Here is a 24977-nt window from a genome sequence, read left to right on the forward strand (position 1 = left end):
GTGTCGACGCGCGCACAGGCGGTGGCAATCACACGCTGCCCGGCGCATGAGGCACCGTGCAAGACTTCACGGCGGTGTCTCCCCGCAAGAGTGTCGAACGGATGTTTCCGGCTGCGCGCTGAGCGGCTTTCCGCTTTCATCGTGAAGGACGAACGGTCCGCATACTGAGGGCATGGACAGGGGGACGCATGGCGGAGGGCATGACGGGATCGACGGTCCCGCGTCGTCAACTGGGCAGGAACCTCAAGGCGCTTCGCAACAAGGCGCACCTGACGGTCCGTGCGGCGGCGGTCGAGCTGGAGTGGTCCGAGGCGAAGATGTGGCGCATCGAGACGGGCCAGACCCCGCTGCGCAGCCTCGACGTACAGGCGATGTGCTTCGTGTACGGGGCTCCGCCGGACCTGACCAAGGCGCTGATGGAACTCGCGAAGGAGACGAAGGCGCGAGGGTGGTGGCAGGCGTACGGGGACGTTGTCCCGGAGGGATTCGACATCTTCGTCGGCCTTGAGGAGGCCGCCGAGAGCCTGTGTGCGTACGAAAACGACCTGGTCCCAGGGTTGTTGCAGACGGAAGCGTACGCGCGCGAGATTTTCCGTACTCACGTGCACGGCATCGAGGAGGCGGAGCTTGAACGCCGCGTTCGCCTCCGTGCGCAGCGTCAGGAGTTGCTGACGCGCGCATTTGACCCCCCTCAGCTGAGCGTCGTCGTGAACGAGGGAGTGCTTCGTCGTCCGGTAGGTGGTCCGAAGGCGATGGCCCACCAACTTGCGCACCTTGTGTTTGCCGCGCAAATGCCGAACGTTTCCCTGCGCGTTCTGCCCTTCTCGGCAGGGATGAGCGTCGGAGTGGTGACCGGACCGTTCAACATCCTTCGCTTCCCGACGAACGGAGAGGGAGCGGCCAAGGAACCCCCTACCGTCTACGTGGACGGGTACACCGGAGGTCTGTACCTGGACAAGGAAAAAGAGGTGCAGCGGTACGACCGCGCATTCGCCGATATCTGGAACGCGGCGCTGGACGACTCCTCGTCACGGCGCCTGATCTCGGAAGTGGCAGGGAGCTATGAACGTTCATGAGGCCGCGTGGTTCAAGTCGAGCCACAGCAACGGAACCCAGGCGTGTGTCGAGGTCGCGTACCTCAGCGACGCGGTGGCCATGCGCGACAGCAAGGAAGCGGCCGGCCCCGTCCTGAACAGCACGTACGAGGGCTGGCACGTCTTCGTCGGCAGCGTGGCCGAGGGCCGGATGTAGCGCGGCTCGCCCGTCGCGCAGCGAATGCGCCCCCGCAGGCCCCCTCGCGGGGGGCGTGCGGGGGCGCGACCATGTTTCTGGCCGGACCGGCTCTCGTGCCGCATCGCACAGATAAGGAACACCCGTGATTCGTGACGCCTCCCGTCTTCCCGTGACGTGGTGGAAGTCCTCGGCGAGCGGCACGCAGTCCGACTGCGTCGAGTGCGGAAGGCTCGGCGCGCGGGCCGTGGCCGTACGGGACAGCAAGCGACCCTCGGGCCCGGCCCTCGTCGTGAGCCCCGCCGCGCTCACCGCCTTCGCCACGGCGGCCGGCGCCGGAACGCTCGGCGCCTGACCCGGTCCGAGAGCCTCCCGTCCGCCCCGCACCGGGGGTGGCCGGGAGGCTCTTTCGTGTGCCCGCGAGAGCGGGCCGTCCGCCCCTGGCCGACGGGCGCGGCCCAGGCCGGCGGTGTCCACGCGTTCGTCCTCGTCGTGGACGTCCCGCACGGTGCGCGGCGCGTCGAGGGGCGTGGTGCGTTCCCCTGTACGCGAGGAGGCCGCCCGTCACCCCTCGCGCCCGCGGGTGCCCCTGAGGTGAGTGAGTGCTCACCCACCTCGCGGGACACGTTCCGGGCCCCCACGCGACCGCGTTCTCGCGGGGTGCAGGACGCGAGCGGCGGGACCGTGCTTCGGGCGGCACTTGGAGGTGGTGGACCAGTCGTCCGTGGCCGTCGTCCGTAGCCGCACGCCGTCGAAGGACTTCTCCCGACCGCTGTGCCGCGTGGACAGCCTCTCGATGCGGCCCGCCCGCCAGAGCCCTGCCCGGCCCGGCCCACGGTCGACCGGCGTGGTCCGTTCCTCTCTACGTGAGGAGGCCGCCCGTCGTCCTTGCGCCCGCAGGTGTCCTCCCAGGTGGGTGAGCGCTCACTCACCTCGGAGGGCACCTGCGGGCCCGCGCCCCACGCGACCGTGTTCTGTTGTCAGGGCCGTAGGCGCTCGCTGCCGGGGTGCCGTCGTAACGTGGGGCCGGACGGGCGGAGCGTCGGCGCTCCTGCCCCGCCGTGGGCCGTGCGGGCGTCCGCGCGGCCGGGACGCCTGCGGATGAGGACTACCCCACCGGGAACGTCACCCCCGTCAGCTTCTCCGACACCGTCCACAGTCGTTCCTGGACTGCCTCGTCGTGGGAGGCGGGGCTGGACGCGACCCGCTTCGGGGTGCCGCGGAGTTCGCCCATGCCGCCGGGGCCGTAGTAGTCGCCGCCGTTCGCTGCCGGGTCGGTGGCGGCGCGCAGGGTGGGCAGGGCGCCCATCTCGGGCTTCTGGGTGAGCAGGGGGGCGAGCCAGGTGACCGGGAGGCGGAGCGGGGCGGGGGTGTTGCGGATGAGTTCGGTGTTGGAGACGCCGGGGTGGGCGGCCGTCGCCACCGTCGTGCCCTGCCGCGCGAGCCGGCGCTGGAGCGCGTACGTGAACATCAGGTTGGCGAGCTTGGACTGGCCGTAGGCGCCCGTGCGGCTGTACGCACGCTCCCATTGCAGGTCGTCGAAGTGGATGGCGGCCCGGATGCGGTGGCCGGTGCTGCTGACCGTCACGACGCGGGAGCCGGGGACGGGGAGCAGCCGGTCGAGGAGCAGGCCGGTGAGGGCGAAGTGCCCGAGGTGATTGGTGCCGAACTGGAGTTCGAAACCGTCGGCTGTCGTCCGCTTCGGCGTGTACATCACGCCCGCGTTGTTGATCAGGAGGTCGATGCGGGGGTGGGCCTCGCGCAGCTCGGCCGCGGCGGACCGTACCGAGTCGAGCGAGGTCAGGTCGAGGGTCTGGACGGTGACGTCGCCCGCCATACGGGCCGCTGCCTGCTTTCCCTTCCCGGCGTCGCGGACGGCCAGAACCACCTTCGCCCCGCGCGCGGCGAGCGTCCGGGCGGTCTCGAAGCCGAGCCCGGTGTTCGCGCCGGTGACGATCGCCACCCGCCCCCGCTGCTCGGGGACGTCCTGCTCGGTCCAGTTGTCACTGCTCATGTCGCGCTCCCAAAAAACCGTCGGTCTGTTATGAGGAACGTAAAAGACCGGCGGTCTTCTGTCAAGGAACCGGTGGTCTTTAAGTTAGGCTGGCGGGCGTGACATTTCAGCGAGCACGCAGCGAGGAGCAGCGGGAGATCCGCCGCCGGGCGATCCTGGACACGGCCGCGACGATGCTCGACGAGATGCCCGTGGCCGAGGTGAGCCTCAACGAGCTCAGCAGGCGGGTGGGCCTCGCCAAGTCCAACGTCCTGCGGTACTTCGAGTCGCGCGAGGCCGTGCTGCTCGAACTCCTCGACGACTTCCTGGGGGACTGGCTCGCCGTACTGGCGGACGAGCTGGCCGAGGGCATCGAGGCGCAGGCGGCGCCGGAGGTGCGGGCGGAGCGGCTGGCGGAGATCCTCAGCCGGTCGCTGGCGAGCCGCACGGTGCTGTGCGACCTCTTCGGCGCGCAGGGCGGGGTTCTTGAGCACAACGTCTCGGTCGAGGTGGTCAAGCGGCACAAGCGCTCGTCCCTCGCGAAGCTCGCGGGGATGGTCGAGCTGGTCCGCCGCCACGTGCCCGAACTCGGCGAAGGCGCGGAGATGTTCTGCCTGACGAGCCTGATCTCGGCGGGCGCCCTGGCGGCGTACGTCCCGCCACCGCCCAGCCTCCTCGCCGCCTACGAGGACGAGCCCGCGCTCGGCGTGCTCCACCTGGACCTGCGCGAGGCCCTGCGGATCTCACTCACCGCGGCTCTGCTCGGCGTCCTGCCCCGCGCCTGACCGCTTCGGCGCGGCCGACTGCCCCCCTGTGCCTGGCCGCTTTCGCGCGTCCGGTCGTTTCCACGCGTCCGCCCGTTTCCGTGCGCTGTGCCGGGAACGGTCGCACAGCAGCCGTGCCCCGACCGGCCCGCTGCCGAGGGCCGAACGGCCCTGTTCGCGCCGTCGTCGTCGGGGTCTCCTGAAGGGGCGCACCGGGAGCCGCACTCGGGGGCACGCCCTCCCGGTCCCGCCGCAGGGCTCCCCGCACCACCGCGCCGCCTCCAAGTTCCGCACCCCGGCCCGTCGCTCCCCGTACCCCGCGCGCAAGCCCCCGTCCCCCCGCCCGAAACCCCCGCACCGCCCCGCGCAAGCCCCCCGCACCCCGCCCCCGAACCCCCTCCGTCCACCCTCCCGCACCCCCTCAACCGCCCCCGGAATCCCCGGTTCCGGCCCCCAGCGCCGTACTCGTGCGAGAAAGTTCGTGATTTCCTTCACAAGGAAATCGGTCCTCGTGGGCGAGGTCCGGGCCGCCGTTGTGATCCAGGAGGCACTCAGGCGGGCGGCGCCGGGCGCGGATGAGGGTTTCGGGGGGATTGCGGAGGGGTGTCGCGGGCGGTGGTACGGCTCGCCCGTTCGCGCTGAGGCGCTGCTCACAGGGGGTGCGGAACGCCTCGCGAGGCCCGGTGGTTCCCCTCGGCCGACATGACCTGCGTCACGTGGGCGGCGCAGTGTAGCAGAGGGGTGGGGGAACCTTGTGAAGGGGCGCACGAGGTACCTGTGCGGGGCGGGTGGATACTCGATCCCATGAGCACCACGGAGCGTCCCCGAATCCTCGTAGTGGGTGGTGGGTACGTAGGACTGTACGCAGCACAGCGCATCCTGAAGAAGATGCGCTACGGCGAGGCGACCGTGACGGTCGTGGACCCCCGCTCGTACATGACCTACCAGCCCTTCCTCCCGGAAACCGCCGCCGGCAACATCTCGCCGCGCCACGTCGTCGTCCCCCTGCGGCGCGTCCTGAAGAGGGCCGAGGTCCTGACCGGCAAGGTCTCCTCGATCGACCAGGACCGCAAGGTCGCCACGATCGCCCCCCTCGTGGGCGAGTCGTACGAGCTGCCCTTCGACTACCTCGTCATCGCGATGGGCGCGGTCTCCCGCACCTTCCCGATCCCGGGCCTCGCCGAGCAGGGCATCGGCCTGAAGGGCGTCGAGGAGGCCGTCGGCCTCCGCAACCACGTCCTCGCGCAGATGGACAAGGCCGACTCGACCCACGACGAGGCGATCCGCCGCAAGGCCCTCACTTTCGTCTTCATCGGCGGCGGCTTCGCCGGTGCCGAGACGGTGGGCGAGCTGGAGGACATGGCCCGCGACGCGGCCAAGGACTACCCCAACGTCTCCCGCGAGGACATGCGGTTCCTCCTCGTCGACGTCGCGGACAAGATCCTGCCCGAGGTCGGTCCCAAGCTCGGCGAGTACGGGAAGAAGCACCTGGAGTCGCGCGGCGTCGAGGTCTACCTCAAGACCGGCATGGACTCCTGTGTCGACGGCAACGTCAAGCTCAACAACGGCCTCGAGGTCGAGGCCGGGACCATCGTGTGGACCGCGGGCGTCAAGCCCAACCCGGCGCTCGCCGGCTTCGGTCTCCCGCTCGGCCCGCGCGGTCACGTCGACGTCGGCGCCGACCTCCAGGCCACGGGCACGAACTACATCTGGGCCGCGGGCGACAACGCCCAGGTCCCGGACATGGTCGGCCGCAAGAACGGCAACCCGAACGCCTGGTGCCCGCCCAACGCGCAGCACGCGCTGCGGCAGGCGAAGGTCCTCGGCGACAACGTCGTCTCCGGCATGCGGGGCTTCCCGCAGAAGGAGTACAGCCACTCCAACAAGGGTGCGGTGGCGGGCCTCGGCCTCCACAAGGGCGTCGCGATGATCGTCATGGGCAAGATGAAGATCAAGCTCAAGGGCCGTCTCGCCTGGTACATGCACCGCGCGTACCACGGCATGGCGATGCCGACGTTCAACCGCAAGATCCGCGTCTTCGCCGACTGGACGCTCGGGATGTTCCTCAAGCGCGAGGCCGTCTCGCTCGGTGCCGTCGAGACCCCGCGCGGCGAGTTCTACGAGGCCGCCAAGCCGGCCCCGAAGCCCGCGCCCGTCGCGGAGGTCCCCGCGCCGAAGGCCGAGGCCGCCAAGGGCGAGTCCGCCGAGCCCGCGAAGGCCGGCTGACACAGCGACACCGGGTGCGCGGTGCGGCTCCCTCGGGGGCCGCACCGTCCCCGTACCGGCGCACCGGGAGCGCCGGACCGACGTACCGGAAGGGGCGTCCGCCATCCGTGGGGCGGACGCCCCTTCCGCGTGCCCGCGGCAGGACGCCGTGCCCCGCCGCGGGACGCCGCGCCCCGCGACTGTCCGCCCGAACGGCCCCCGCCCGGGTCGCCGGTGTCCTTGCCCCGCCCGCCCCGCTCTATTCCCCGTTCCGCCCCCGGCGGAAAAGCATGGCGCCACCACGGATTTTCCGCTTCCCTTACGACGACTGCTTCTACGTTGTACGTGGGACTGCGCGAACACCCTCCCGGTGTTTACGTAGGGGGGAGACGTCACGGCCCGCGCCCCTGACGCGCTCCCCGCGCCCAGCGGAACTCCCCCGGAGGTGTGCGCCATGCAGGACGCCGCGTCGCGGCTCACCGACCTCGCCCAGGAACTGCTCGGGTCCCCGCTCCCGGTCCGGGTACGGGCCTGGGACGGCAGTGAGGCGGGTCCGCCGGGCGCCCCCGTCGTCGTCGTACGCCACCGCCGGGCCCTGCGCCGCCTGCTCTTCAAGCCGGGCGAACTCGGCCTCGTGCGGGGCTGGGTGTCCGGGGAACTGGCGGTCGACGGCGACCTCTACGAGGTGCTCGACCGGCTCTCCTCGATCGTGTGGGACCGGGGCGAGGACGACACCGCCCCGAAGAGCCTGTTCCAGGCCGTGCGCCGCCCCGAGGTCCGCACCGCGGGCCGCGCCCTCCTGCGCCTCGCGGGCCCCGGCCTGCCGCCGCCCCCGCCGCCCGAGGAGATCCGCCGCCCCGGCCGCGGCCACCTCCACACCAAGGGCAGCGACCGCAAGGCGATCAGCCACCACTACGACGTCGGCAACCCCTTCTACGAGCTGGTCCTCGGCCCCTCGATGGTCTACTCCTGCGCCTACTGGACCGAGGGCGGGACGCTGGAGCAGGCCCAGCGCGACAAGCTCGACCTCATCGCCACGAAGCTCGACCTGCGCCCCGGGCAGCGGCTCCTCGACGTCGGCTGCGGCTGGGGCTCGATGGCGCTGCACGCGGCGCGCGAGTACGGGGTCGAGGTCGTCGGCGTCACGCTCTCGCGCGAGCAGGCCGCGTACGCCCGCAAACGGGTCGCCGAGGAGGGCCTCGGCGACAAGGTCGAGATCCGCGTGCAGGACTACCGCGACGTCCGCGACGGCCCCTTCGACGCGATCTCGTCGATCGGCATGGCGGAGCACGTCGGCTCGGCGCGGTACGAGGAGTACGCGCACGACCTCTACGCCCTCCTCAGGCCCGGCGGACGCCTCCTCAACCACCAGATCGCCCGCCGCCCGCTCCGCGACGAGGCCGCGTACACGATCGACGAGTTCATCGACGCGTACGTCTTCCCGGACGGCGAGCTGGCCCCGGTCGGGACGACGGTCTCGCTCCTGGAGCGGGCCGGTTTCGAGGTGCGGGACGTCGAGGCGCTGCGCGAGCACTACGACCGGACGCTGCGGGCCTGGGTGAGCAACCTGGAGACGCACTGGGAGGAGGCCGTCCGGCTCACCTCGCCGGGACGGGCCCGGGTGTGGCGCCTGTACATGGCGGCCTCGGCGCTCTCCTTCGCGCGCAACCGCATCGGCGTCAACCAGGTGCTCGCGGTCCGCACCCCGGAGGCGGGCGAATCCGGGCTGCCGCCCCGCCCCCGTACCTGGCACAACTGACCCGGCCCGGGGCCCGGCACAACTGCCCAGGAACCAACCCGTACCGGACCGGAACCACGACCGCCCCGCGGACCGTCTTGACCGACGCGCACGCGGGGCGGTCGCCGCGTGGCCGCCCGTGGAAGGGCCCGCGCGCGGAGTCTCAAGGAGAGGACAGTGAATTCCCGTCATTTACCGCCGCACCCGGAGAAGGTCGGCGGCGGGCAAATCCCTGCCCCGAGATCTGACGGAGCGTCAGGCAGCAATAAAATAAGACAGGATGCAGTCTCCGTTCGCCCGTGCGGACGGAGCGCCCCCGATAGGCTGCGAGACGGCAACGGGGTGCATGGCCCGCCCGGATGGTGGAATGCAGACACGGCGAGCTTAAACCTCGCTGCCCCTCTCGGGGCGTACCGGTTCGAGTCCGGTTCCGGGCACCACCCCCTCCGCCGCGCTGACCTGGGGAAACAACACTCTTTCGGCTGATCTCCGGCGGCGGCGGGAACACCGCGGGAACACATCAGCCGCATTCAGGCATGGCGAGCGTGCAACCCCCAAAGGACACGCGGCGCGAAGCGGCGCCCGGCGGGTGTCCGTGTCCGGTGGCGCGGTTCTCAGAACTTCTCCGCCGCCTCCGTCGCGGCCTTCGCCGCCGACTCGATCAGCTTGATGCCCGATTCCAGAGAGCGCTGGTCGTCGCTCAGGACCGCGAGGAGCAGGTGGCGGCCCTCGTGGGTGACCACGCCGATGCTGTTGACCACCCACAGGCCCGTCGCGCTGCGCGGCATCCAGCCGTTCTTCAACCGGGTCGGCGCGTCCTTGTCCGCCCCCGCGGAGACGCCCCAGTCCTGACCCGTCACCACGCTCCCCATCAGGTCCGCCACGTACGCGCGGGAGCTTGCCGTCAGGGGGGAGTCCGAGGACGTCAGGGCATCGAGCAGGCGGAGCTGGTCGGCCGCCGTCGTCTGCGTCAGGCCCCAGTGGCCTTGCGTGCCCGGCGCTGTCTCGCGCAGGCCCAGGCGTTCGATCCCGGCCGCGTAGCCGGAGGTGGCGCCGATCCGGGTCCACAGCGTGTCGGCGGCATCGTTGTCACTTCTGGTGATCATGAGCTTCGCCGTCGCGCGTTCCGAGGCGGAGAGCGAACGGTACTGGTCCTGAGCCTGGAGCAACAGGGTCGCGAGGATGGCCGCCTTCGCGATGCTCGCCGTGGCGTACGCGTGCTTCGCGGAGCCGTAGCCGGCCGTGACGGTGCCGCCCTCCGCCATCACGGCCACCGAGAAGTGACCGGTGGCCGAGGAGGCGACCGGGCGCAACGCCTCGTCGAGCACGCGGTCCGGATCGGGCGCGGCGGAGTTCGGCGGCGGACTCGCGGAGGCGCTGGGCGCAGGGCTCGCGGACGCGCTGGGGACGGGGCTCGCGGACGCGGTCCGTGCGGAGCCGGCCGGGAGGGCGTCTCCCGCGCCGTCGTCGGCGGTGCCACCGCCCGTGGTGGAGACGCACGCGGGGACGAGGCACAGCGCGAGGGCCGCCGGGAGTACGCGGCCGAGCGGGATCCGCCCGGATAAGCCGGGTGAGCGGCGGGATGGAGGGGGCACCCGAGAAGTGAACACACCCGCTCGTATGGCGAACGTAAGTACGAATAGAGGTCGGGCGGTGCCGACCCGCACCGGACGTCGTGCCGCCCGGCACGCGCCGGGGCCCGCCCCCGCGTGAAGCGGAGGCGGGCCCCGTACCCGTAGGACTCCCCGGGGCGTCAGCCGAAGCTGGCCGCGATGCGGTCGCCCACCGACGGGTCGATGTTGCGCCAGTACTCGAAGGCCCGTTCGCGGACCTTCACCGAGACGCCGTTGTCGAGGTGGCGGGTCACGTTGCCGACGAGGCGCTCGCGCTGGGCGTCGTCCATGACCTCGCGCACGAGCGTGCCCGGCTGCGAGAAGTCGTCGTCGTCCTGGTGGAGCGTGTACGCCGAGCGGACGATCTCGGCGGAGTCGACGAGCCACCCGGCCGGCTTGTTCCAGCGCTCCTCGTCGGCGCTCGGGCCGCCGTAGGAGTTGGGGGCGTACGGGCGCGCCACGTTCGGCTCGAAGTACCGCATCGCGCCGTCCTTCGCGTACGAGCGGACCTCGTTGATCGTGCGGTTGGGCGGGAGCTGCGTGTAGTTCGTCCCGACGCGGTACCGGTGGGTGTCCGCGTAGCTGAACAGCCGCGCCTGGAGCATCTTGTCCGGCGAGGGGCCGATGCCCGGGACGAGGTCCGAGGGGTCGAAGGCGGCCTGCTCGATGTGCGTGAAGAAGTCCGTGGGGTTGGTGTGCAGCGTCATCCGCCCGACCTCGATGAGCGGGTAGTCGCTGTGCGGCACGGTCTTCGTCACGTCGAAGATGTTGTACCGGTACGAGGCGGCGTCCTCGTAGGGGATCGTCTGCACGTACAGCGTCCACGAGGGCGCCTCGCCGCGCTCGATCGCGTCGTAGAGGTCGCGCCGGTGGTGGTCGGCGTCCTCCCCGGCCATCGCGGCGGCCTCCATGTCGGTCAGGTGGTCGACGCCCTGGTCCGAGTGGAAGTGGTACTTCACCCAGGTCCGCTGCCCGGCCCCGTTGATCCACAGGTACGTGTGCGAGCCGTAGCCGTTCATGTTGCGGTACGTCTTCGGGATGCCCCGGTCGCCCATGAGGTACGTGACCTGGTGCGCCGACTCCGGGGACAGCGTCCAGTAGTCCCACTGCATGTCGTTGTCCCGCAGCGCGCTCGGGATCGTCCGCTTCTGCGAGCGGATGAAGTCCTGGAACTTGCTCGGGTCGCGCATGAAGAAGATCGGCGTGTTGTTCCCGACGAGGTCGTACACGCCCTCCTGCGTGTAGAACTTCAGCGCGAAACCGCGCGGGTCGCGCCACGTGTCGGGCGAGCCCTGCTCCCCGGCGACGGTCGAGAAGCGGGCGAGCATCTTCGTGCGCCGCCCCGGCTGGAAGAGGTCGGCGCGGGTGAACTGCGAGACGTCGTTGGTGACCTCGAAGGTCCCGTAGGCGCCGCTGCCCTTCGCGTGCACGACCCGCTCGGGGACCCGCTCCCTGTTGAACTGCGCCATCTTCTCGATGAGGTAGTTGTCCTGGAGCAGGATCGGTCCGTCGGGGCCGACCGAGAGCGAGTACTGGTCGCTCTCGACCGGGATACCGGTGTTGTTGGTGGAGATCGGGTCGGCCACTGCGGGTCTCCTTCGCGCGTCGCGGCGGGGCGCGGCGGACGGGGTCCGCGTGCGCGCCCCTGGTGCGGGAGCCGCTCGGGGTGCCTGGCGGGTCCCGGCCTCACACCTCACGCGGTGTGAGCGACCGGGTTCGCTCGGTACGGCTCCCGCTCAGCCTCGGGCGGCGCGCCGGGGGCGGCAACCCGGGGCCGGGAGCGCCTTCACCCGCTCGGGTGAGAAGCGGCGCGGAAGGACGACGGCCGGGGGCGGGGGCGGGGGACACTGCGGGTTTCCCGCCCCCGCCCGCCCCCGCCCCGCCCCCGGGGAGCCGCGCCTTCCCCCGAGGAGTCCCCCGTGCCCCGTACCGCCGCGCTCCTGCTCTGCGCACTCCTCGCCGCGCCCGCCCTCACCGGCTGCGGGGGTACGGGAGCGCCGCGCGCCGGGCTCTACGCGGCCGACGACGAGGCCGCGCCCGCGTCCCCCGCGCCGCTCGCCTCGCTCCCAGCGCTCTCGCGGCCGGCCGTCTCGCTCCCGTCCCTCGCGCTCCCGCTCCCGTCCGGCACCCCCGTGCCCGCTCTCGGCCGCCGCGTCCTCGCGACGGTCCGCAGCGGCCGGGACCGCTTCCTCGTGTACGTGGCGGGGGACGGGCGCTGCGGCGTCGTGGGGCGGCGTACGGGCTCGGCGCGGCCCCTCGTCGACCTGCGCACCGAGATCCCGCCCGCCGACGAGCCCGTCGAGTACCCGCTCGGCCCCTCCGCGCGCACCCCCCGGGGGCCGGTCTTCGCGGAGATCTGGTGCGGGCGCGCGACGGTGCTCGTGCGGTACGGCCTCGGGCCGGGCGCGGGGCGGACGCGGGTCACGGGCGAGGCGGACGCGGCGCTGGGGCCGGGGCACACGGTGATCGCGGCGGTGGGGAGCCCCGAGGTGCGCGCTGAACTGCTGCGGACGGCGCGGGAGTGAGCGGGAACACCCGCCGCGGACGGCTCGTTCTCCTGCCGGGGGAGGAAAGATCCTCCCCAAGCACTAGAGTCTTCCTTTTGCCTAAGCATTACTCTGGAGCGCAAGGCCACACAGGGTGGCCATGGAGGAGTGAGATGAGGAGCAGCAACCCGGTCTTCTCGCGACGGGGCTTCAGCCGCGACAACGGTTCCGCGGGCTTCAACGCCGCGCCGCAGGCCGGGGGAGCAGCAGTCGGGACCGCCCCGGGCCCGGTCACGGGGAACCCGTACGCGGACGCCCCGGCGACCGATCCGTACGCGAACAACCCCTACGCGCAGGCGGACGTCCAGTACGGCGTCCCGCAGGCCCCGCCCACCGCCGACCGCATGACGATGGACGACGTCGTCACCCGCACGGCGGGCACCCTCGGCACGCTCATCGTCTTCGCGGCGCTCGCGTGGGCGGTGCTGCCCGTCGACGAGGCGAACCTCGGCAAGTCCTACGGCATCGCGATCGGCGCGGGGCTCGTGGCGATGGTCCTGGGGCTCGTGCAGTCCTTCAAGCGCAAGGCCAGCCCGGCGCTGATCCTCACGTACGCGGCGCTCGAGGGCGTCTTCCTCGGCGTCGTGAGCAACGTCGTGGACACGCACATCGCCGACGGCGCGGCCATGCAGGCCGTCATCGGCACGATGGCGACGTTCGTCGCCGTCCTCGTGGCGTACCGGACGGGCCTGATCCGGGTCAACCGGCGCTTCGTGGGCTTCGTGATGGCCGCCGCGATGGGCTTCGTGCTCCTGATGGCGGTCAACCTGCTCTTCGCCGCCTTCGGCGGCGGTGACGGCCTCGGCTTCCGCAGCGGCGGCCTCGGCATCCTCTTCGGGATCATCGGCATCGTGCTCGGCGCGCTCTTCCTCGCGCTGGACTTCAAGCAGGTCGAGGACGGCATCCGCTACGGGGCGCCGAAGCAGGAGTCGTGGCTGGCGGCGTTCGGGCTGACGCTGACGCTCGTGTGGATCTACATGGAGTTCCTGCGGCTGATCGCGATTCTCCAGGGCAACGACTGACCGCCTTCGGCGGGGCGGGAGGGGCTGTCACCTTGCGGGGTGGCGGCCCCTTCCGCGTCTTCCTGGGGCTCCGCCCCAGACCCCGCTCCTCAAGCGCCGGAGGGGCTGGATCTTATGCCCGGGGCGCTCGGTCAGAGTCCTGCCTCGGTGCGCGCCTCGGAAACGAGGGCTGTCGCCTCTTCGGTTTCTCCGGGGGTGCGCAGGACCTGTGCGAGGTCGTGGGCCGCGACCGTCAGTTGGTCGGAGACGGCGAACATGCCGGCGTCCGGCATCACGCGGGGCTCGGTACCGGGTTCCTCGCGCTCCTGGGCGCGGGCGGCCAGCTCCTGGGCCAGGGCGAGGGCGCGGGCCGCCGCGCCGCGCTGGAGGCGGCTCTGGGGGGCGGCGCGCAGGCGGTCGGCGAACTGCTCGACCGCGCTGAGGAACGGGGACGTATCTAGCACCCCCCGAGCGTAGCGGGCGAACACCACCCGGCCCCTCGGGGCGCCTCCCGGCCTCGGGCCGGGGCTCCATGGGGCGGGGGTCCGGGGCTCCATGGAGCGGGGTCCGGGGCGGAGCCCCGGGGTAACTCACGTCGAGGTGATCACGCGGTCCGCCAAGAGGTAGACGTTGCGCTCCCCGCAGCCGAACGTCAGGGCGAAGGCGCCGGACACGCCCGAGCCGCCCAGCAGGAAGGGCTCGCGCCCCTCCCGTACCGCCTCGGCCAGGAACTCCGCCGTCTCCCTGTGGCCCGGCGTCGCGCACAGCGTCGTGCCGTCCACGAAGACGTAGACGTCCAGCGTCCCGAGCGGTCCGGGACGGACATCCGCCAGCGTCGTCCGCGCGGCGGCCAGCGCTTCGAGGCGCGCCACCGTCGCCGCGTGGTCGCCGATCGGGTTCGGCTGCGAGGGGACGAAATCGGGGTGCGAGGGGTGGCGGCGGCGCGCGGCGGCGAGCTCGGCGGAGTCCTCCGGGTACTCCGGCTCCGGCTCGGGCTCGTGCTCCTCGTCCCGGCTCCGCGCGAGCAGCTCGTCCAGCTCCGCGAGGTCGAAGCCCGTGCCGAGGCCGTGCACCTCGGCGAAGGCGTCGAGGCCCGCGACGTCGGCGGGGCGGGGCGCGTACAGGTCCTCGGCGCCCGCCGGGAGGCCGCCGCCCGGCTCACCGGTCTCCCGCACCTCCTGCGCGGCCCAGAAGGCCCGCGCCTCGGCGAGTTCGCGCTCGCGCTCCTCCGCGAGGGCGTCGGCGACGGCCGCCCTTATGGTGTCGGCGTCCGTACGGGCCGCGGGGACCTGCGCGTGCGGTGCGGGGACGGCGCCCCGCAGCAGCTCGGCGCGGAGCGCGGCGAGCTCGCGGCGCAGGGCCTGGGCCACGCGCAGCGCGACGAGCCCGACGACGACGGCGGCGGCCGTGACGATGAGCAGGGCAAGAGGCAGGGCGCTCACTGGCGTTACTCCTGATTCCGACGGGACCCCCGAACTGTCCACCCTCAGCTTGGCGCCTGACAGGGCCCGCTGTCAGTGCCTAATGTCACCAGTTGGGTGGATATGCACCCTCGATGCTTGCCGGTTCAACCATGCTGACCTGCGCAAACAGTTCTCCCCCGGGATTTGTGTCACATCCCGGGGGAGATCGGGTCACGAATTGATCAGGTGCGCGCGGGGTGTTGGAGCGTACGCGGAGCGTGCGGGGCGCGCGGCGCGTGCGCGGCGTACGGGGCGCGCGGGGGTGGTCAGCTCAGGCGCTCGATGACCATCGCCATGCCCTGCCCGCCGCCGACGCACATCGTCTCCAGGCCGAACTGCTTGTCGTGGAAGCGCAGGCTGTTGATGAGCGTGGTCGTGATGCGCGCGCCCGTCATGCCGAAGGGGTGGCCGACCGCGATCGCGCCGCCGTTGACGTTGAGCTTGTCGAGGTCCACGCCGAGGTCGCGGTAGGAGGGGATGACCTGCGCGGCGAACGCCTCGTTCATCTCGACGAGGTCGATGTCGCCGATCGAGAGCCCGGCGCGCCGGAGCGCCTGCTTGCTCGCCTCGACGGGGCCGAGGCCCATGATCTCGGGGGAGAGGCCCGAGACGCCGGTCGAGACGATGCGGGCGAGCGGGGTCAGGCCCAGCGCGGCGGCCTTCGTGTCGCTCATGATGACGAGCGCGGCGGCACCGTCGTTGAGCGGGCAGCAGTTTCCGGCCGTGACGCGGCCGTCGGGGCGGAAGACGGGCTTGAGGCCCTCGACGCCCTCCAGCGTGACGCCCGCGCGCGGCCCGTCGTCCTTGCTGACGACCGTGCCGTCGGGCGTCGTGACGGGGGTGATCTCGCGCTCCCAGAAGCCCTTCGCGATCGCCTGCTCGGCGAGGTTCTGCGAGCGCACGCCGAACTCGTCCATGTCGCGGCGCGTGACGCCCTTGAGCAGCGCGAGGTTCTCGGCGGTCTGGCCCATCGCGATGTACGCGTCCGGGACGAGGCCGTCCTCGCGCGGGTCGTGCCACTCGTCCGCGCCGTTCTCCGCGACGGCGGCGGTACGGGCCTCGGCCTCGGCGAAGAGTGGGTTGCGCGTGTCGGGGAGGCTGTCGGAGTTGCCCTTGACGAAGCGCGAGACGGTCTCGACCCCGGCCGAGACGAAGACGTCGCCCTCGCCCGCCTTGATGGCGTGCAGCGCCATGCGCGAGGTCTGGAGCGAGGAGGAACAGTAGCGGGTGACGGTGAGGCCGGGCACGTAGTCCATGCCGAGCTGTACGGCGACGACGCGGCCCAGGTTGTTGCCCTGCTCCCCGCCGGGCAGCCCGCAGCCGAGCATGAGGTCGTCGATGTCGTGCGGGTCCAGCTCGGGCACCTTGTCGAGCGCGGCCCGCACGATGGTCGCGGTGAGGTCGTCGGGCCGCAGGTCCTTGAGCGACCCCTTGAACGCCCGCCCGATCGGGGAGCGGGCGGCGGAAACGATGACGGCTTCGGGCATGGCGGGCTCCTCGGGCAGCGGCAACGGCGACGACGCTTGTGAAGCTACCGGCACGTAGAGCGGGGGTCACGGGGTGCGGGGTGTGACACGGGCCGCATTTCTAAGCGCTTGCTCATGGCTGGGGCGGGGGTGGGTGGCCGGGGGCCGGGGGCCTTCTGGGGCGCTGCCCCGGACCCCGCTCCTCAAGCGCCGGAGGGGCTGAATCTTGTGGTTGCGGTGGAGTTGCCGGTGCCCCCCTCCGGCGATCGAGGAGCGGGGTCCGGGGCGGAGCCCCGCCTGCGCAGGAGGGCGAGGGGGCTGCGGCGACCGCCGTGCGAGGGCATCGCCGCGACCTCCGTACCGCCGGAGGCCGCCGCCTCCGCCGCCGCCTTCGCGACGGGGAGCACGCCCTCGTCCGCGGCCGGGTCCTCCGGCCACACCCCGAGCGCCGCGCACAGCGTCGGCAGGACGGCCATCGCCGCCGTCGCGTACCCCTCGACGGACGGGTGGTACTTGTCCGGGCCGAACATCTCCCGCGGGTTCGCCTCGAACTCCGGGCCGAGGAGGTCGCTCAGCGACACCGTCCGGCCGCCCTGTTCCACGACCCCGATCGTCTGCGCCGCCGCGAGCTGCCGCGAGACGCGGCGGGCCATCCACCGCAGCGGCTGGTACACGGGCTCCACCGTGCCGAGGTCGGGGCACGTGCCCACGACCACCTCCGTACCGGCCGTGCGCAGCCTCCGCACCGCCGCGTTGAGCAGCTGCACGGAGCGCATGGGCGGCATGTGGTGGGTCACGTCGTTCGCGCCGATCATGACGCAGCACACGTCGGGGACCCCGTCCGGGTCCGAGACGACGAGCGAGACCTGCCGGTCGAGGTCGTCCGAGCGCGCGCCCGGCAGCGCGATGTTCCGCAGCTCCACGGGCCGCTCCGCGACCGCCGCGAGCCCCGAGGCGAGCAGCGCGGCGGGCGTCTGCCTGGCCCGGCGCACCCCCTGCCCGGCGGCGAGCGAGTCGCCCATCATCGTGAAGCGGATCGGGGGCCGCTCGGCCCCGGGGCCGTCGGCCGCCAGCGTGCGCCCGTAGCGGCCGTCCGCGTGCGGCGGCACCACCATCTCGCCCACGCCCACGTTCCGCTTCGCGAGCTGGACCTCCGCCAGGAGCAGTCCCACCCCGGCGACCCCGAGCAGCCCGATCCCGCTCCCGCCGTACGCCGCACCCGCGGCGATCCTCCGTGCCACCCTCGCCCTCGACGACATGCGACGCAGCACCTCCTCGTAGCCGTACACCCACTCAATGCCCCGCGGGCGGGGTGTGCCAATCGCGAATACGGAGGACGGGGCAAGGCGGCGGCCACGCCCCGTAGGCTGTCGTGACTCGGAACGAGCTGTACGAGCCCCCTAGACGCGCAAGCCGGAGACAACGGTGCACATCCACGACTCGATGATCGACCTCGTCGGCAACACCCCGCTGGTGAGGCTCAACCGCGTCACCCAAGGCATCCAGGCGACCGTCCTGGCCAAGGTCGAGTACTTCAACCCCGGCGGCTCCGTGAAGGACCGCATCGCGCTGCGCATGATCGAGGCGGCCGAGGAGAGCGGGGCGCTGCGGCCCGGTGGCACGATCGTCGAGCCGACGAGCGGCAACACCGGTGTCGGTCTCGCGATGGTGGCCCAGCAGAAGGGCTACAAGTGCGTCTTCGTGTGCCCCGACAAGGTCTCCACGGACAAGATCAACGTGCTGCGCGCCTACGGGGCCGAGGTCGTCGTCTGCCCCACCGCCGTGGACCCCGAGCACCCGGACTCGTACTACAACGTCTCCGACCGCCTCGTGCACGAGATCCCCGACGCCTGGAAGCCCGACCAGTACTCCAACCCGAACAACCCGCTCTCGCACTACCACTCCACGGGTCCCGAGCTGTGGGAGCAGACGGAGGGGCGGATCACGCACTTCGTCGCGGGCGTCGGCACCGGCGGCACGATCTCCGGTACCGGCCGGTACCTCAAGGAGGTCTCGGACGGGAAGGTGCGGATCATCGGCGCGGACCCTGAGGGCTCGGTGTACTCGGGCGGCTCCGGGCGCCCGTACCTCGTCGAGGGCGTCGGTGAGGACTTCTGGCCGAGCGCGTACGACCGCACCGTCACGGACGCCATCGTCGCCGTCTCCGACAAGGACTCGTTCCAGATGACCCGCCGTCTCGCCAAGGAGGAGGGCCTGCTCGTCGGCGGCTCCTGCGGGATGGCCGTGGTCGCCGCGCTGGAGGTGGCGCGCGAGGCCGGGCCCGACGACGTCGTGGTGGTGCTGCTCCCCGACAGCGGGCGCGGCTACCTCAGCAAGATCTTCAACGACGAGTGGATGAACGACTACGGCTTCCTCGACGAGGCGGGCGAGCACCCGCGCGTCGGCGACGTCCTCAAGTACAAGGAGGGCCCGCTGCCCTCGCTCGTCCACATGCACCCCGAGGAGACCGTGGGGCAGGCGATCGAGGTGCTGCGCGAGTACGGGGTCTCGCAGATGCCGATCGTGAAGCCGGGCGCGGGCCACCCGGACGTCATGGCCGCCGAGGTCGTCGGCTCCGTCGTGGAGCGGGAACTGCTCGACGCGCTCTTCGCACAGCGGGCCTCGCTCGGCGACCCGCTCGACAAGCACATGTCCGCGCCGCTCCCACAGGTCGGCTCGGGCGAGCCCGTCGCCGACCTCATGGCGGTGCTCGGCACGGCGGACGCGGCGATCGTCCTCGTGGAGGGCAAGCCGACCGGCGTCGTGAGCCGGCAGGACCTGCTCGCCTTCCTCGCGCGTGAGGCGGGGAAGTAGCGGGGGCAGTCGCCGGGGAAGTGGTACGAGGCCGTCACGTGCGCGCAGCGCGTCGTTAACACGGGTCCGGCAGATTGGTGGTTGTCGGCAGGGAGGGAGCGGCTCCCCTTCCGGGCCGGCAACCGATACGGCGTTTTGGACCTCCGGAGCGGCTCCCGGACCTCCAACGCCAGTGGGACGTGGCCCGGGCCTGACCCGGGCTCGCGTTCTCCGCGGGGACCGCCGTCGTCCCGCCCCCCGGTCGCGAGGCCGGGGGTGCGGCGGTCCTCGCGCTCGGTTGCGGCCGGGGCTCCGCCCCCCGGCTCCGCCCGTTCTTCGGGGCTCCGCCCCGGGCCCCGCTCCTCAAACGCCGGAGGGGCTTGGTTTCGGCTCAGCCTTCAGGGCCGGAGGGGCTGGAAATGTGTGTCACACGGGCCGCCACGTTCACTCCCACGATGCCCGCCCAGGCCACGATGAGGCCCGCCGTGCCGCCCTGGGCCGAGGCGATCGCCGAGAGGGGGATGGCGAGGACCAGGGAGATCAGGGCGAAGGCGTACTGGTGCAGCCAGGGGCCGGACCGGCCGCGCGGGTGGCCCGGGGACGAGCCCCTGGCCACGACGACCTGTTGTTCGGCGAGGCCGCGGCGCACGCGGCGGTCGATCGTCTCGTCCACCCGGCGCTCGACCTTCTCCAGGAAGGAGTCGATCAGCGCCGTGTCGTACTCCTCGCCCAGCTCGCGACGGGCCTGGAGGGTCGCGTCGAGTTCCTTGCGCAGTTCGCGGTCAGAGGTCTCCATACCCCGTGAGCGTACGGAGCGGCGGGCCACCGCACACGGGGGGAATCCCCCCTCTTCGCACGGTGGCCCGCCCTGCCCCGGCACCCTCAGGTCTGGGGCTTCTTGCCGTGGTTCGCGGCGTGCTTGCGGCGGGCCTTCTTCTTGCGGCGTCGCTTGGAGGACATGCGCGCTCCTTTCAGGCGGTACGGGTTTCGCCGCCGTACGGGACGGTTCGTACCCGTTCGTATCCTTGCCGCCGGGGCGCCTGCCCGCATCCCGGGGGCCGCAATCCCCGGGAATCCGGGCCGATTTCCCCGTACCGCATATATCCATGCAGCCGTCTGCTTAACTGAATGGCATGAGCGAGAGTGCCGCCGCACGGCTTCAGGCCCTGTTCGACGGGAAACGCCTCACCCCCACGCAGCGCCGCATCGCGCACTGCATGGTGCGCGGGGCCGCCGAGGTGCCGTACCTCTCCAGCGTCGAGCTGGCCGAGCTGGCGGGGGTGAGCCAGCCGTCCGTGACGCGCTTCGCCGTCGCGCTCGGCTTCGACGGCTACCCCGCGCTCCGCCGCCACCTGCGCGAGAGCACCCCGGCGAGCGAGTCCACGGCGCCCGAGAGCGAGCCGAACGAGTACCAGCAGGCCGTCGCGGGCGAGATCGAGAACCTGCGCCGCCTCGCCGACCTCCTCGCCGACCCGGCCCCCGTGGAACGCGCGGGCGCCCTCCTCGCCGCCTCCCGCCCGCTGCCCGTCCTCGGGCTGCGCGCCGCCGCCTCGCAGGCGTTCGGCTTCTCGTACTTCGCCGCGAAGGTCCACCCCGACGTCCGGCTCCTCGACGAGGGCGGCACGATGCTCGGCGACCGGCTCGACGCCGCGCGCCGCGCCGGGGCGAGCACACTCCTGTGCTTCGCGCTGCCGCGCCACCCCCGTGAGGTCGTCGAAGCGCTCGCGTACGCGCAGAGCCTCGGCCTCACCGTCGTCACCGTCGCCGACTCCTCCTTCGCCCCCGTCGCCGCCCACTCCGACCTCCTCCTCCCCGCCGCCGTCGGCACCGGGCTCGCCTTCGACACCGCGTGCGCCCCGATGCTCCTCGGCCGCGTCCTCCTGGAGGCGATGGCCGACCACATCCCCGGCGCGGAGTCCCGCCTGGAGGAGTTCGACACGCAGGCGGCGGCGCGCGGCCTCTTCGCGGACTGAGCCGCCCGCCGCACCCGCTCTCAGCCTCCCCTCATCAAGCCCCGTTAGCGTCGCTGCCCGCACAGGCGTACGGCTCGCGGGAAGGGGACGACGGTGGCGAGAGGCGGTACGGGACGGGGCAGGCGCGCACTCGTCCGGGTCACGGTGGTGGTGCGCGCGGGCGCGGCACCGCTGTGGTGGTGGGGTGTCCTCGCGGCGGCAGCGGGGCTCGTCCCGCCCGGACTCACCGGGCGCCGGATCGGCCTCTACGGCGGCGTGCTCCTGTACGCACTGGCCGCCGCGCTCACCGCGTACGCCCGCCGCGCCCGCTACCGCGCCGGGCGGGCGGGGGCCGTGCGGGCCGCGCGGGACGACATCCTGCGCGATCGCGCGGTGACGGTACGGGCCTGGCGGCGCGGGCACCGCTGGTGGCTCGTGCTGGCCGTGCTCGCGGCGCTCGGCAGCGCCTTCGCGGTCCCGGCGGTCGGCGGGCTCGTCCTGGCGGGCTGCGGGACCGGGCTGTGGCTCAAGGCGCGGTGGCTCGGGCGCGCGGAGCGGCGCGCGGAGGCGCTGTACTGGCTTCCCGCGGACCGGCTCGGCGGGCGCGGGGGCGGCCCCGTGTCCCGTACCACCGGGGGCTGGGCCACGACGGGGACAGGGGCGGGCGACGCCGCGCCCGGCGGGGCACGGCGTCGCTGAGGCCCTTGGCCCGAAGAGGCGTGCTCAGACCTCCAGTTCGGCCTCGATCTTCTTCAACTGGTGGCGCGCCATCGCGAGGTTGGCGCGCGTGTTGTCGAGGACGAGGTACAGGAAGAGGCCGTTGCCGCCCTTCGCCTTGAGCAGCCGGATCATGTGGTACTGCGTGCCGAGCGTGATGAGGATGTCCTCGATGCTGTCCTGGAGCCCGAGGTGTTCCATCGTGCGGAGCTTGGCGCGGACCACGTCGGTGTTCCCGGCGGCGGCGACCTCCAGGTTGAAGTCCTTGCCGCCGCCCATCGTGCCGAGTGCCATACCGCTCGTGTAGTCGACGAGGGCGACTCCGACAGCCCCGTCGATCGATGCCATCGCGTCCTTGAGGGAGGCTTCGGTGTTGGCCATGAGTCGCTACATCCTTTCCGTGGCCGGCCTCGGTGACCGGACCGTCTCTCGCTGGTCGGCGACGCGTTCGAGCGCCGCGTCGACCAGTTCGCCGATCCGGCTCGCGGATCGGCGTCCTTCCAGGTGGAGCCTGCCGACGTTGACGCGCGCGTCGGCCAGGAGCGTCAGCACGGCGGCACCGCCCGCGGCGTAGGTCGCCACGTAGCCGCGCTCGCCGCGCACGAGCAGTTCGCGCAGACCGCCGCGCCCCGTGGCCTCGGCCATCCGCAGCGCGACGCCGAGCGAGGCGGCGGTGAGCGCGGCGAGGCCCTCCGCCTCGACGCCCGGGGTGTCCTGGGCGAGCACGAGCCCGTCCACGCTGCCCGCGAGCGCCCCCGTCAACTGCGGTACGCGAGCCCGCAACCGGTGCAGTTCGTCGAGGACTTCGGCCTCCGCCGACATGAGTTGTCTCCTTTCGGCGCGTTGTCTCAGCCCACGGATCACAGCGCGGCCTCCAGCGCGTCGCGCAACCGGCGCAGGAGGGCGATGTCGGGGTCCTGCACCCGGGGCAGCACCCCGCCGCCCAGGTGGGGGCGGGGGCCCGCGAGGGCGCCGGGCGGGGTCCCGGGGGCGACCGGCGTGCCGGGGGTCGCCGCGTGCCGGGGCCGCTCGGCGCGGCGCGGGGCCCGGACGGGGCCGACGAGCCCCGCCGCCGCGAGCCGCCGCAGGTCGACGAGCGTGTGGTAGGCGGGCCTGCCCAGCTCGCGGGCGATCTCCGGCGCGGTGCGGTGGCCGTCGACGAGCGCGAGGACGGGGCGGCGGCGCGCGCTCACCGCGACCGGGCCGCCCGTCGCGAGCCGCCGCAGCGGCGCGTGGTCGAGCGCGTCCGAGGGGTGCAGCCGGTCGAGGAAGGTGCGGCGGCGCAGGCACTCGCGCTCGACGGCACCCGCGTCCACGGGATGCGCGACCGCAAGGGGGTGCGCACTCCCGTACCGGAAGCGCGCGGGGCCGCCCGCGGGGGCGAGCGCGAAGTACGCGGCGTCGTGGAGCGCGCCGAGGTGGCACAGCTCCAGCGTCCCCGCGCCCACGAGCCCGGCGTCGAGGAGGCCGCGCACGACCTGGCCCGCGTCGCCGCCCCCGGCGCGCGCGGCGGCGAGGGCCGCCGCCGGGAGGGTGCTGCCGCTCGTCAGGAGCACGTCGAGCGGCGGCGAGTCGGGGGCCTCGGCGTGGACGATCCTGCCGTCCACGAGGTGGAGCCGGCCCCGGTCGCGGCCCAGGGTCCCGGTCGCGCCCTCCTCGGCGAGGCGGCGCAGGAGCGGGGAGACGGTCACCGCCTCGGTCGTGAGCGTGTCCACGGTCACAGCACCAGCCGTTCGGCGATCTCCCCGATGCGGATGCGGGCGAGCGCGAGATTGCCCTCGTCGCGGTCGAGCCACAGGTGCATGAAGACGCTGCTGTCGAAGGTCGTCCGCACGAAACGGATGATGTGGTAGCTGTCGCGGTTCGTGACGATCACGTCCTCCACGGGCAGCAGTTGATCGACCTGGCCCACGTGGTGTCCCCGGCCGGCCGGCCCGCCCGCGACGTCCGGGAGCGGCACCTGTGTCGTCGCCGCGAAGGCGCGGTGCTCGGCGGCCATGCGCGCCAGTTCGGCGGCCTCGGCCGCGGTCGCCTCGTGATCGCCGTTGGGGGATTCGCCGATCGTGCCGAGGGCGAGTCCGCTGATCCAGTCGACGACACCGGCACCCCGCGCACCCGGGAGCCTCATGGCGTCCAGCAGACACTCGTCAATTCCTGGCACGCGGAACGTCACCTTCCCCGACCCGAAGTACGGCTTGTGAGCACGACGTTACGCAAGGACTCACCCGGTTGGGGGAGTTCTGGCATTTTCCAGCGGAACATGCGCGCGCCCCCTATCCTCACGTCACCTGCCGCACCCAACGCCCCGAGGGACGCGCTCCGTTCACCGGCCGGAGCGGCCCGGAAACCCGTGGGGAGAGCGTGCGGGGACGAGGGGCGGGCCCGGGGCGGAAAGGGGGAAAAGGGGGCGGGAGCGGGGGAGTTCGGGTATTTTCCGCGCGACGCGGACATCGGCGCGGTGACGGGTGACGGGTGACGGGTGACGGGCGCGCGTGCGGTGCGACCGCGTCAGGCCGCGGACGGCCCTACTCCTCGGCGCCCCGCACCCAGGGCCCCAGCTTCTCCGGATTGCGGATCACCCAGATCCGCGCCACGCGGCCCGCGTCCAGCTCGAAGGCCGCGACCGTCCGTACGACCCCGCCCTGCGAGGCCGCGAGCCCCGGAAGCCCGTTGACGTCGCACAGCCGGAGCGAGAGCCCCGGCGCCCGGTCCGCGATCGCGACCATGTAGCGGGCGATCCCGGCGGCGCCCTCGACGGGGTGGAGCGCCGCGCCCGCCAGGCCCCCGCCGTCCGCCGTCATCACGGCCGCCGGGTCGAGGAGGCCGACGAGCGCGGGGATGTCCCGCGACTCCCACGCCTCCTTGACGTGCCGCACGACGGCCGCGCGGTCCGCGAGCGGAACGGGACCGGCGCTCCGCGCCGCACCGAGCCGCCGCCGTCCCGAGGAGGCGAGCTGGCGGCACGCGGCGGCGCTGCGGCCGAGGACACCGGCGATCTCGGCGAAGGGGTAGCGGAAGACGTCGTGCAGGACGAAGGCGACCCGCTCGGCGGGCGTCATCGCCTCCAGGACCACGAGGAAGGCCATCGACACGGACTCGTCGAGCACGATCCGCGCGGCGGGGTCGTCGGGGTCGGCGGCGTCGGGCGCTCCGGGGAGCGGCTCGGGCAGCCACGTGCCGACGTACCGCTCCCTGCGCGCCCGCGCCGAGCCGAGCACGTCCAGGCAGACCCGCGCCGTCACCGTCGTGAGCCACGCGCCCGGCGCCAGAACGGCCGCGCGCCGCGCGGGCGCGAGCCCGTACCAGCGCGCGTACGCCTCCTGCACCGCGTCCTCGGCCTCGGTCAGCGAGCCGAGCAAGCGGTAGGCGACGTTGAGGAGTTGACCGCGTTCCCCGGCGACCCCGCGCGCGTCCGTGCCCGTCTCCGCGTCCATGTCCCGTCCCCCGCCTCACATTTCGCGGGCCCGTCTCGTCGGACCGGTGAGACCTTACCGAC

General features: G+C 72.8%; 24 protein-coding genes and 1 tRNA gene. 12 read left to right on the top strand and 13 right to left on the bottom strand.

All coding sequences use genetic code 11. The annotated features are described in order from the left end of the window. Nucleotides 1-188 precede the first annotated feature (188 nt). From STTU_RS19265 to STTU_RS19275, 3 genes are all read left to right on the top strand, one after another. Nucleotides 189-1076, top strand: a complete 888-nt coding sequence (locus STTU_RS19265) for a helix-turn-helix domain-containing protein (protein ID WP_007825908.1) — start codon at nt 189-191, stop codon at nt 1074-1076. Continuing rightward, nucleotides 1063-1251 carry a DUF397 domain-containing protein gene (locus STTU_RS19270; RefSeq protein WP_043255723.1) on the top strand — a complete coding sequence of 63 codons (189 nt, stop codon included), beginning with the start codon at nt 1063-1065 and terminating at the stop codon, nt 1249-1251. Before STTU_RS19265 ends, STTU_RS19270 begins: the two co-directional genes overlap by 14 nt. A gap of 124 nt (nt 1252-1375) precedes the next feature. Beyond that, on the top strand, nt 1376-1585 hold the full coding sequence (locus STTU_RS19275) for a DUF397 domain-containing protein (protein WP_008747448.1): 210 nt from the start codon (nt 1376-1378) through the stop codon (nt 1583-1585). A gap of 753 nt (nt 1586-2338) precedes the next feature. On the opposite strand, the gene STTU_RS19280 is transcribed toward STTU_RS19275, so the two are convergent. Next, nucleotides 2339-3244, bottom strand: coding sequence for an SDR family NAD(P)-dependent oxidoreductase (locus tag STTU_RS19280; RefSeq protein WP_007825913.1), 906 nt, complete (start codon nt 3242-3244; stop codon nt 2339-2341). Nucleotides 3245-3342: 98 nt separating this feature from the next. On the opposite strand from STTU_RS19280, the gene STTU_RS19285 reads away from it, so the two are divergent. From STTU_RS19285 to STTU_RS19300, 4 genes are all read left to right on the top strand, one after another. Next, the gene (locus STTU_RS19285) at nt 3343-4008 is read left to right on the top strand and encodes a TetR/AcrR family transcriptional regulator (RefSeq protein WP_007825919.1); all 666 of its coding nucleotides are present in this window, start codon (nt 3343-3345) and stop codon (nt 4006-4008) included. 783 nt (nt 4009-4791) lie between these two features. Next, complete coding sequence (locus tag STTU_RS19290; RefSeq protein ID WP_029397462.1) at nt 4792-6213, top strand: NAD(P)/FAD-dependent oxidoreductase; 1422 nt, start codon at nt 4792-4794, stop codon at nt 6211-6213. A gap of 433 nt (nt 6214-6646) precedes the next feature. Next, a complete protein-coding gene (locus STTU_RS19295) occupies nt 6647-7951 on the top strand; it encodes an SAM-dependent methyltransferase (RefSeq protein WP_007825923.1) in 1305 nt (434 codons plus the stop codon). 332 nt (nt 7952-8283) lie between these two features. Continuing rightward, nucleotides 8284-8370 (top strand) — tRNA-Leu (locus STTU_RS19300). Nucleotides 8371-8544: 174 nt separating this feature from the next. On the opposite strand, the gene STTU_RS19305 is transcribed toward STTU_RS19300, so the two are convergent. Together STTU_RS19305 and STTU_RS19310 are read right to left on the bottom strand one after the other, a co-directional pair. Further along, the gene (locus STTU_RS19305; RefSeq protein ID WP_234019271.1) at nt 8545-9258 is read right to left on the bottom strand and encodes a serine hydrolase; all 714 of its coding nucleotides are present in this window, start codon (nt 9256-9258) and stop codon (nt 8545-8547) included. 425 nt (nt 9259-9683) lie between these two features. Next, complete coding sequence (locus STTU_RS19310) at nt 9684-11129, bottom strand: catalase (RefSeq protein ID WP_007825936.1); 1446 nt, start codon at nt 11127-11129, stop codon at nt 9684-9686. A gap of 333 nt (nt 11130-11462) precedes the next feature. Between STTU_RS19310 and STTU_RS19315 the strand changes: the two genes are divergently transcribed. Together STTU_RS19315 and STTU_RS19320 are read left to right on the top strand one after the other, a co-directional pair. Beyond that, nucleotides 11463-12068, top strand: coding sequence for a hypothetical protein (locus STTU_RS19315; protein WP_043255726.1), 606 nt, complete (start codon nt 11463-11465; stop codon nt 12066-12068). 134 nt (nt 12069-12202) lie between these two features. After that, nucleotides 12203-13111 carry a Bax inhibitor-1/YccA family protein gene (locus STTU_RS19320; RefSeq protein WP_007825940.1) on the top strand — a complete coding sequence of 303 codons (909 nt, stop codon included), beginning with the start codon at nt 12203-12205 and terminating at the stop codon, nt 13109-13111. 131 nt (nt 13112-13242) lie between these two features. On the opposite strand, the gene STTU_RS19325 is transcribed toward STTU_RS19320, so the two are convergent. From STTU_RS19325 to STTU_RS19340, 4 genes are all read right to left on the bottom strand, one after another. Then, entirely contained in the window at nt 13243-13554 is a 312-nt protein-coding gene (locus tag STTU_RS19325; protein ID WP_007825942.1) for a hypothetical protein, read from the bottom strand. A gap of 126 nt (nt 13555-13680) precedes the next feature. Further along, nucleotides 13681-14532, bottom strand: coding sequence for a hypothetical protein (locus STTU_RS19330; protein WP_007825943.1), 852 nt, complete (start codon nt 14530-14532; stop codon nt 13681-13683). Between the two features lie 287 nt (nt 14533-14819). Further along, nucleotides 14820-16040, bottom strand: a complete 1221-nt coding sequence (locus STTU_RS19335; protein WP_009066292.1) for an acetyl-CoA C-acetyltransferase — start codon at nt 16038-16040, stop codon at nt 14820-14822. 182 nt (nt 16041-16222) lie between these two features. Further along, nucleotides 16223-17278 (bottom strand): SGNH/GDSL hydrolase family protein, encoded by a 1056-nt coding sequence (locus tag STTU_RS19340; RefSeq protein ID WP_234019272.1) that lies wholly within the window; start codon nt 17276-17278, stop codon nt 16223-16225. Nucleotides 17279-17444: 166 nt separating this feature from the next. Here STTU_RS19340 and STTU_RS19345 point away from each other — a divergent pair, with 166 nt between their 5' ends. Further along, on the top strand, nt 17445-18833 hold the full coding sequence (locus tag STTU_RS19345; protein WP_007825946.1) for a cystathionine beta-synthase: 1389 nt from the start codon (nt 17445-17447) through the stop codon (nt 18831-18833). Between the two features lie 370 nt (nt 18834-19203). Here STTU_RS19345 and STTU_RS19350 read toward each other — a convergent pair whose 3' ends face one another. Further along, nucleotides 19204-19608 (bottom strand): hypothetical protein, encoded by a 405-nt coding sequence (locus STTU_RS19350; protein ID WP_007825947.1) that lies wholly within the window; start codon nt 19606-19608, stop codon nt 19204-19206. A gap of 337 nt (nt 19609-19945) precedes the next feature. Here STTU_RS19350 and STTU_RS19355 point away from each other — a divergent pair, with 337 nt between their 5' ends. Further along, nucleotides 19946-20785 (top strand): MurR/RpiR family transcriptional regulator, encoded by an 840-nt coding sequence (locus STTU_RS19355; RefSeq protein ID WP_007825948.1) that lies wholly within the window; start codon nt 19946-19948, stop codon nt 20783-20785. 93 nt (nt 20786-20878) lie between these two features. Next, the gene (locus STTU_RS19360; RefSeq protein ID WP_007825949.1) at nt 20879-21463 is read left to right on the top strand and encodes a hypothetical protein; all 585 of its coding nucleotides are present in this window, start codon (nt 20879-20881) and stop codon (nt 21461-21463) included. Between the two features lie 24 nt (nt 21464-21487). On the opposite strand, the gene STTU_RS19365 is transcribed toward STTU_RS19360, so the two are convergent. The 5 genes from STTU_RS19365 to sigJ form a co-directional block, all read right to left on the bottom strand. Beyond that, nucleotides 21488-21862 carry a hypothetical protein gene (locus STTU_RS19365; protein WP_007825953.1) on the bottom strand — a complete coding sequence of 125 codons (375 nt, stop codon included), beginning with the start codon at nt 21860-21862 and terminating at the stop codon, nt 21488-21490. Nucleotides 21863-21868: 6 nt separating this feature from the next. Further along, on the bottom strand, nt 21869-22303 hold the full coding sequence (locus STTU_RS19370) for a roadblock/LC7 domain-containing protein (RefSeq protein WP_007825959.1): 435 nt from the start codon (nt 22301-22303) through the stop codon (nt 21869-21871). Between the two features lie 38 nt (nt 22304-22341). Next, on the bottom strand, nt 22342-23196 hold the full coding sequence (locus tag STTU_RS19375; protein WP_007825960.1) for a DUF4388 domain-containing protein: 855 nt from the start codon (nt 23194-23196) through the stop codon (nt 22342-22344). A gap of 2 nt (nt 23197-23198) precedes the next feature. Beyond that, nucleotides 23199-23642 (bottom strand): hypothetical protein, encoded by a 444-nt coding sequence (locus tag STTU_RS19380; protein ID WP_043255728.1) that lies wholly within the window; start codon nt 23640-23642, stop codon nt 23199-23201. Nucleotides 23643-24006: 364 nt separating this feature from the next. Continuing rightward, the gene (gene sigJ / locus STTU_RS19385; protein ID WP_043255730.1) at nt 24007-24915 is read right to left on the bottom strand and encodes an RNA polymerase sigma factor SigJ; all 909 of its coding nucleotides are present in this window, start codon (nt 24913-24915) and stop codon (nt 24007-24009) included. Nucleotides 24916-24977 lie beyond the last annotated feature (62 nt).

The organism is Streptomyces sp. Tu6071 (assembly GCF_000213055.1).
Classification (GTDB): Bacteria; Actinomycetota; Actinomycetes; order Streptomycetales; family Streptomycetaceae; genus Streptomyces; species Streptomyces evansiae.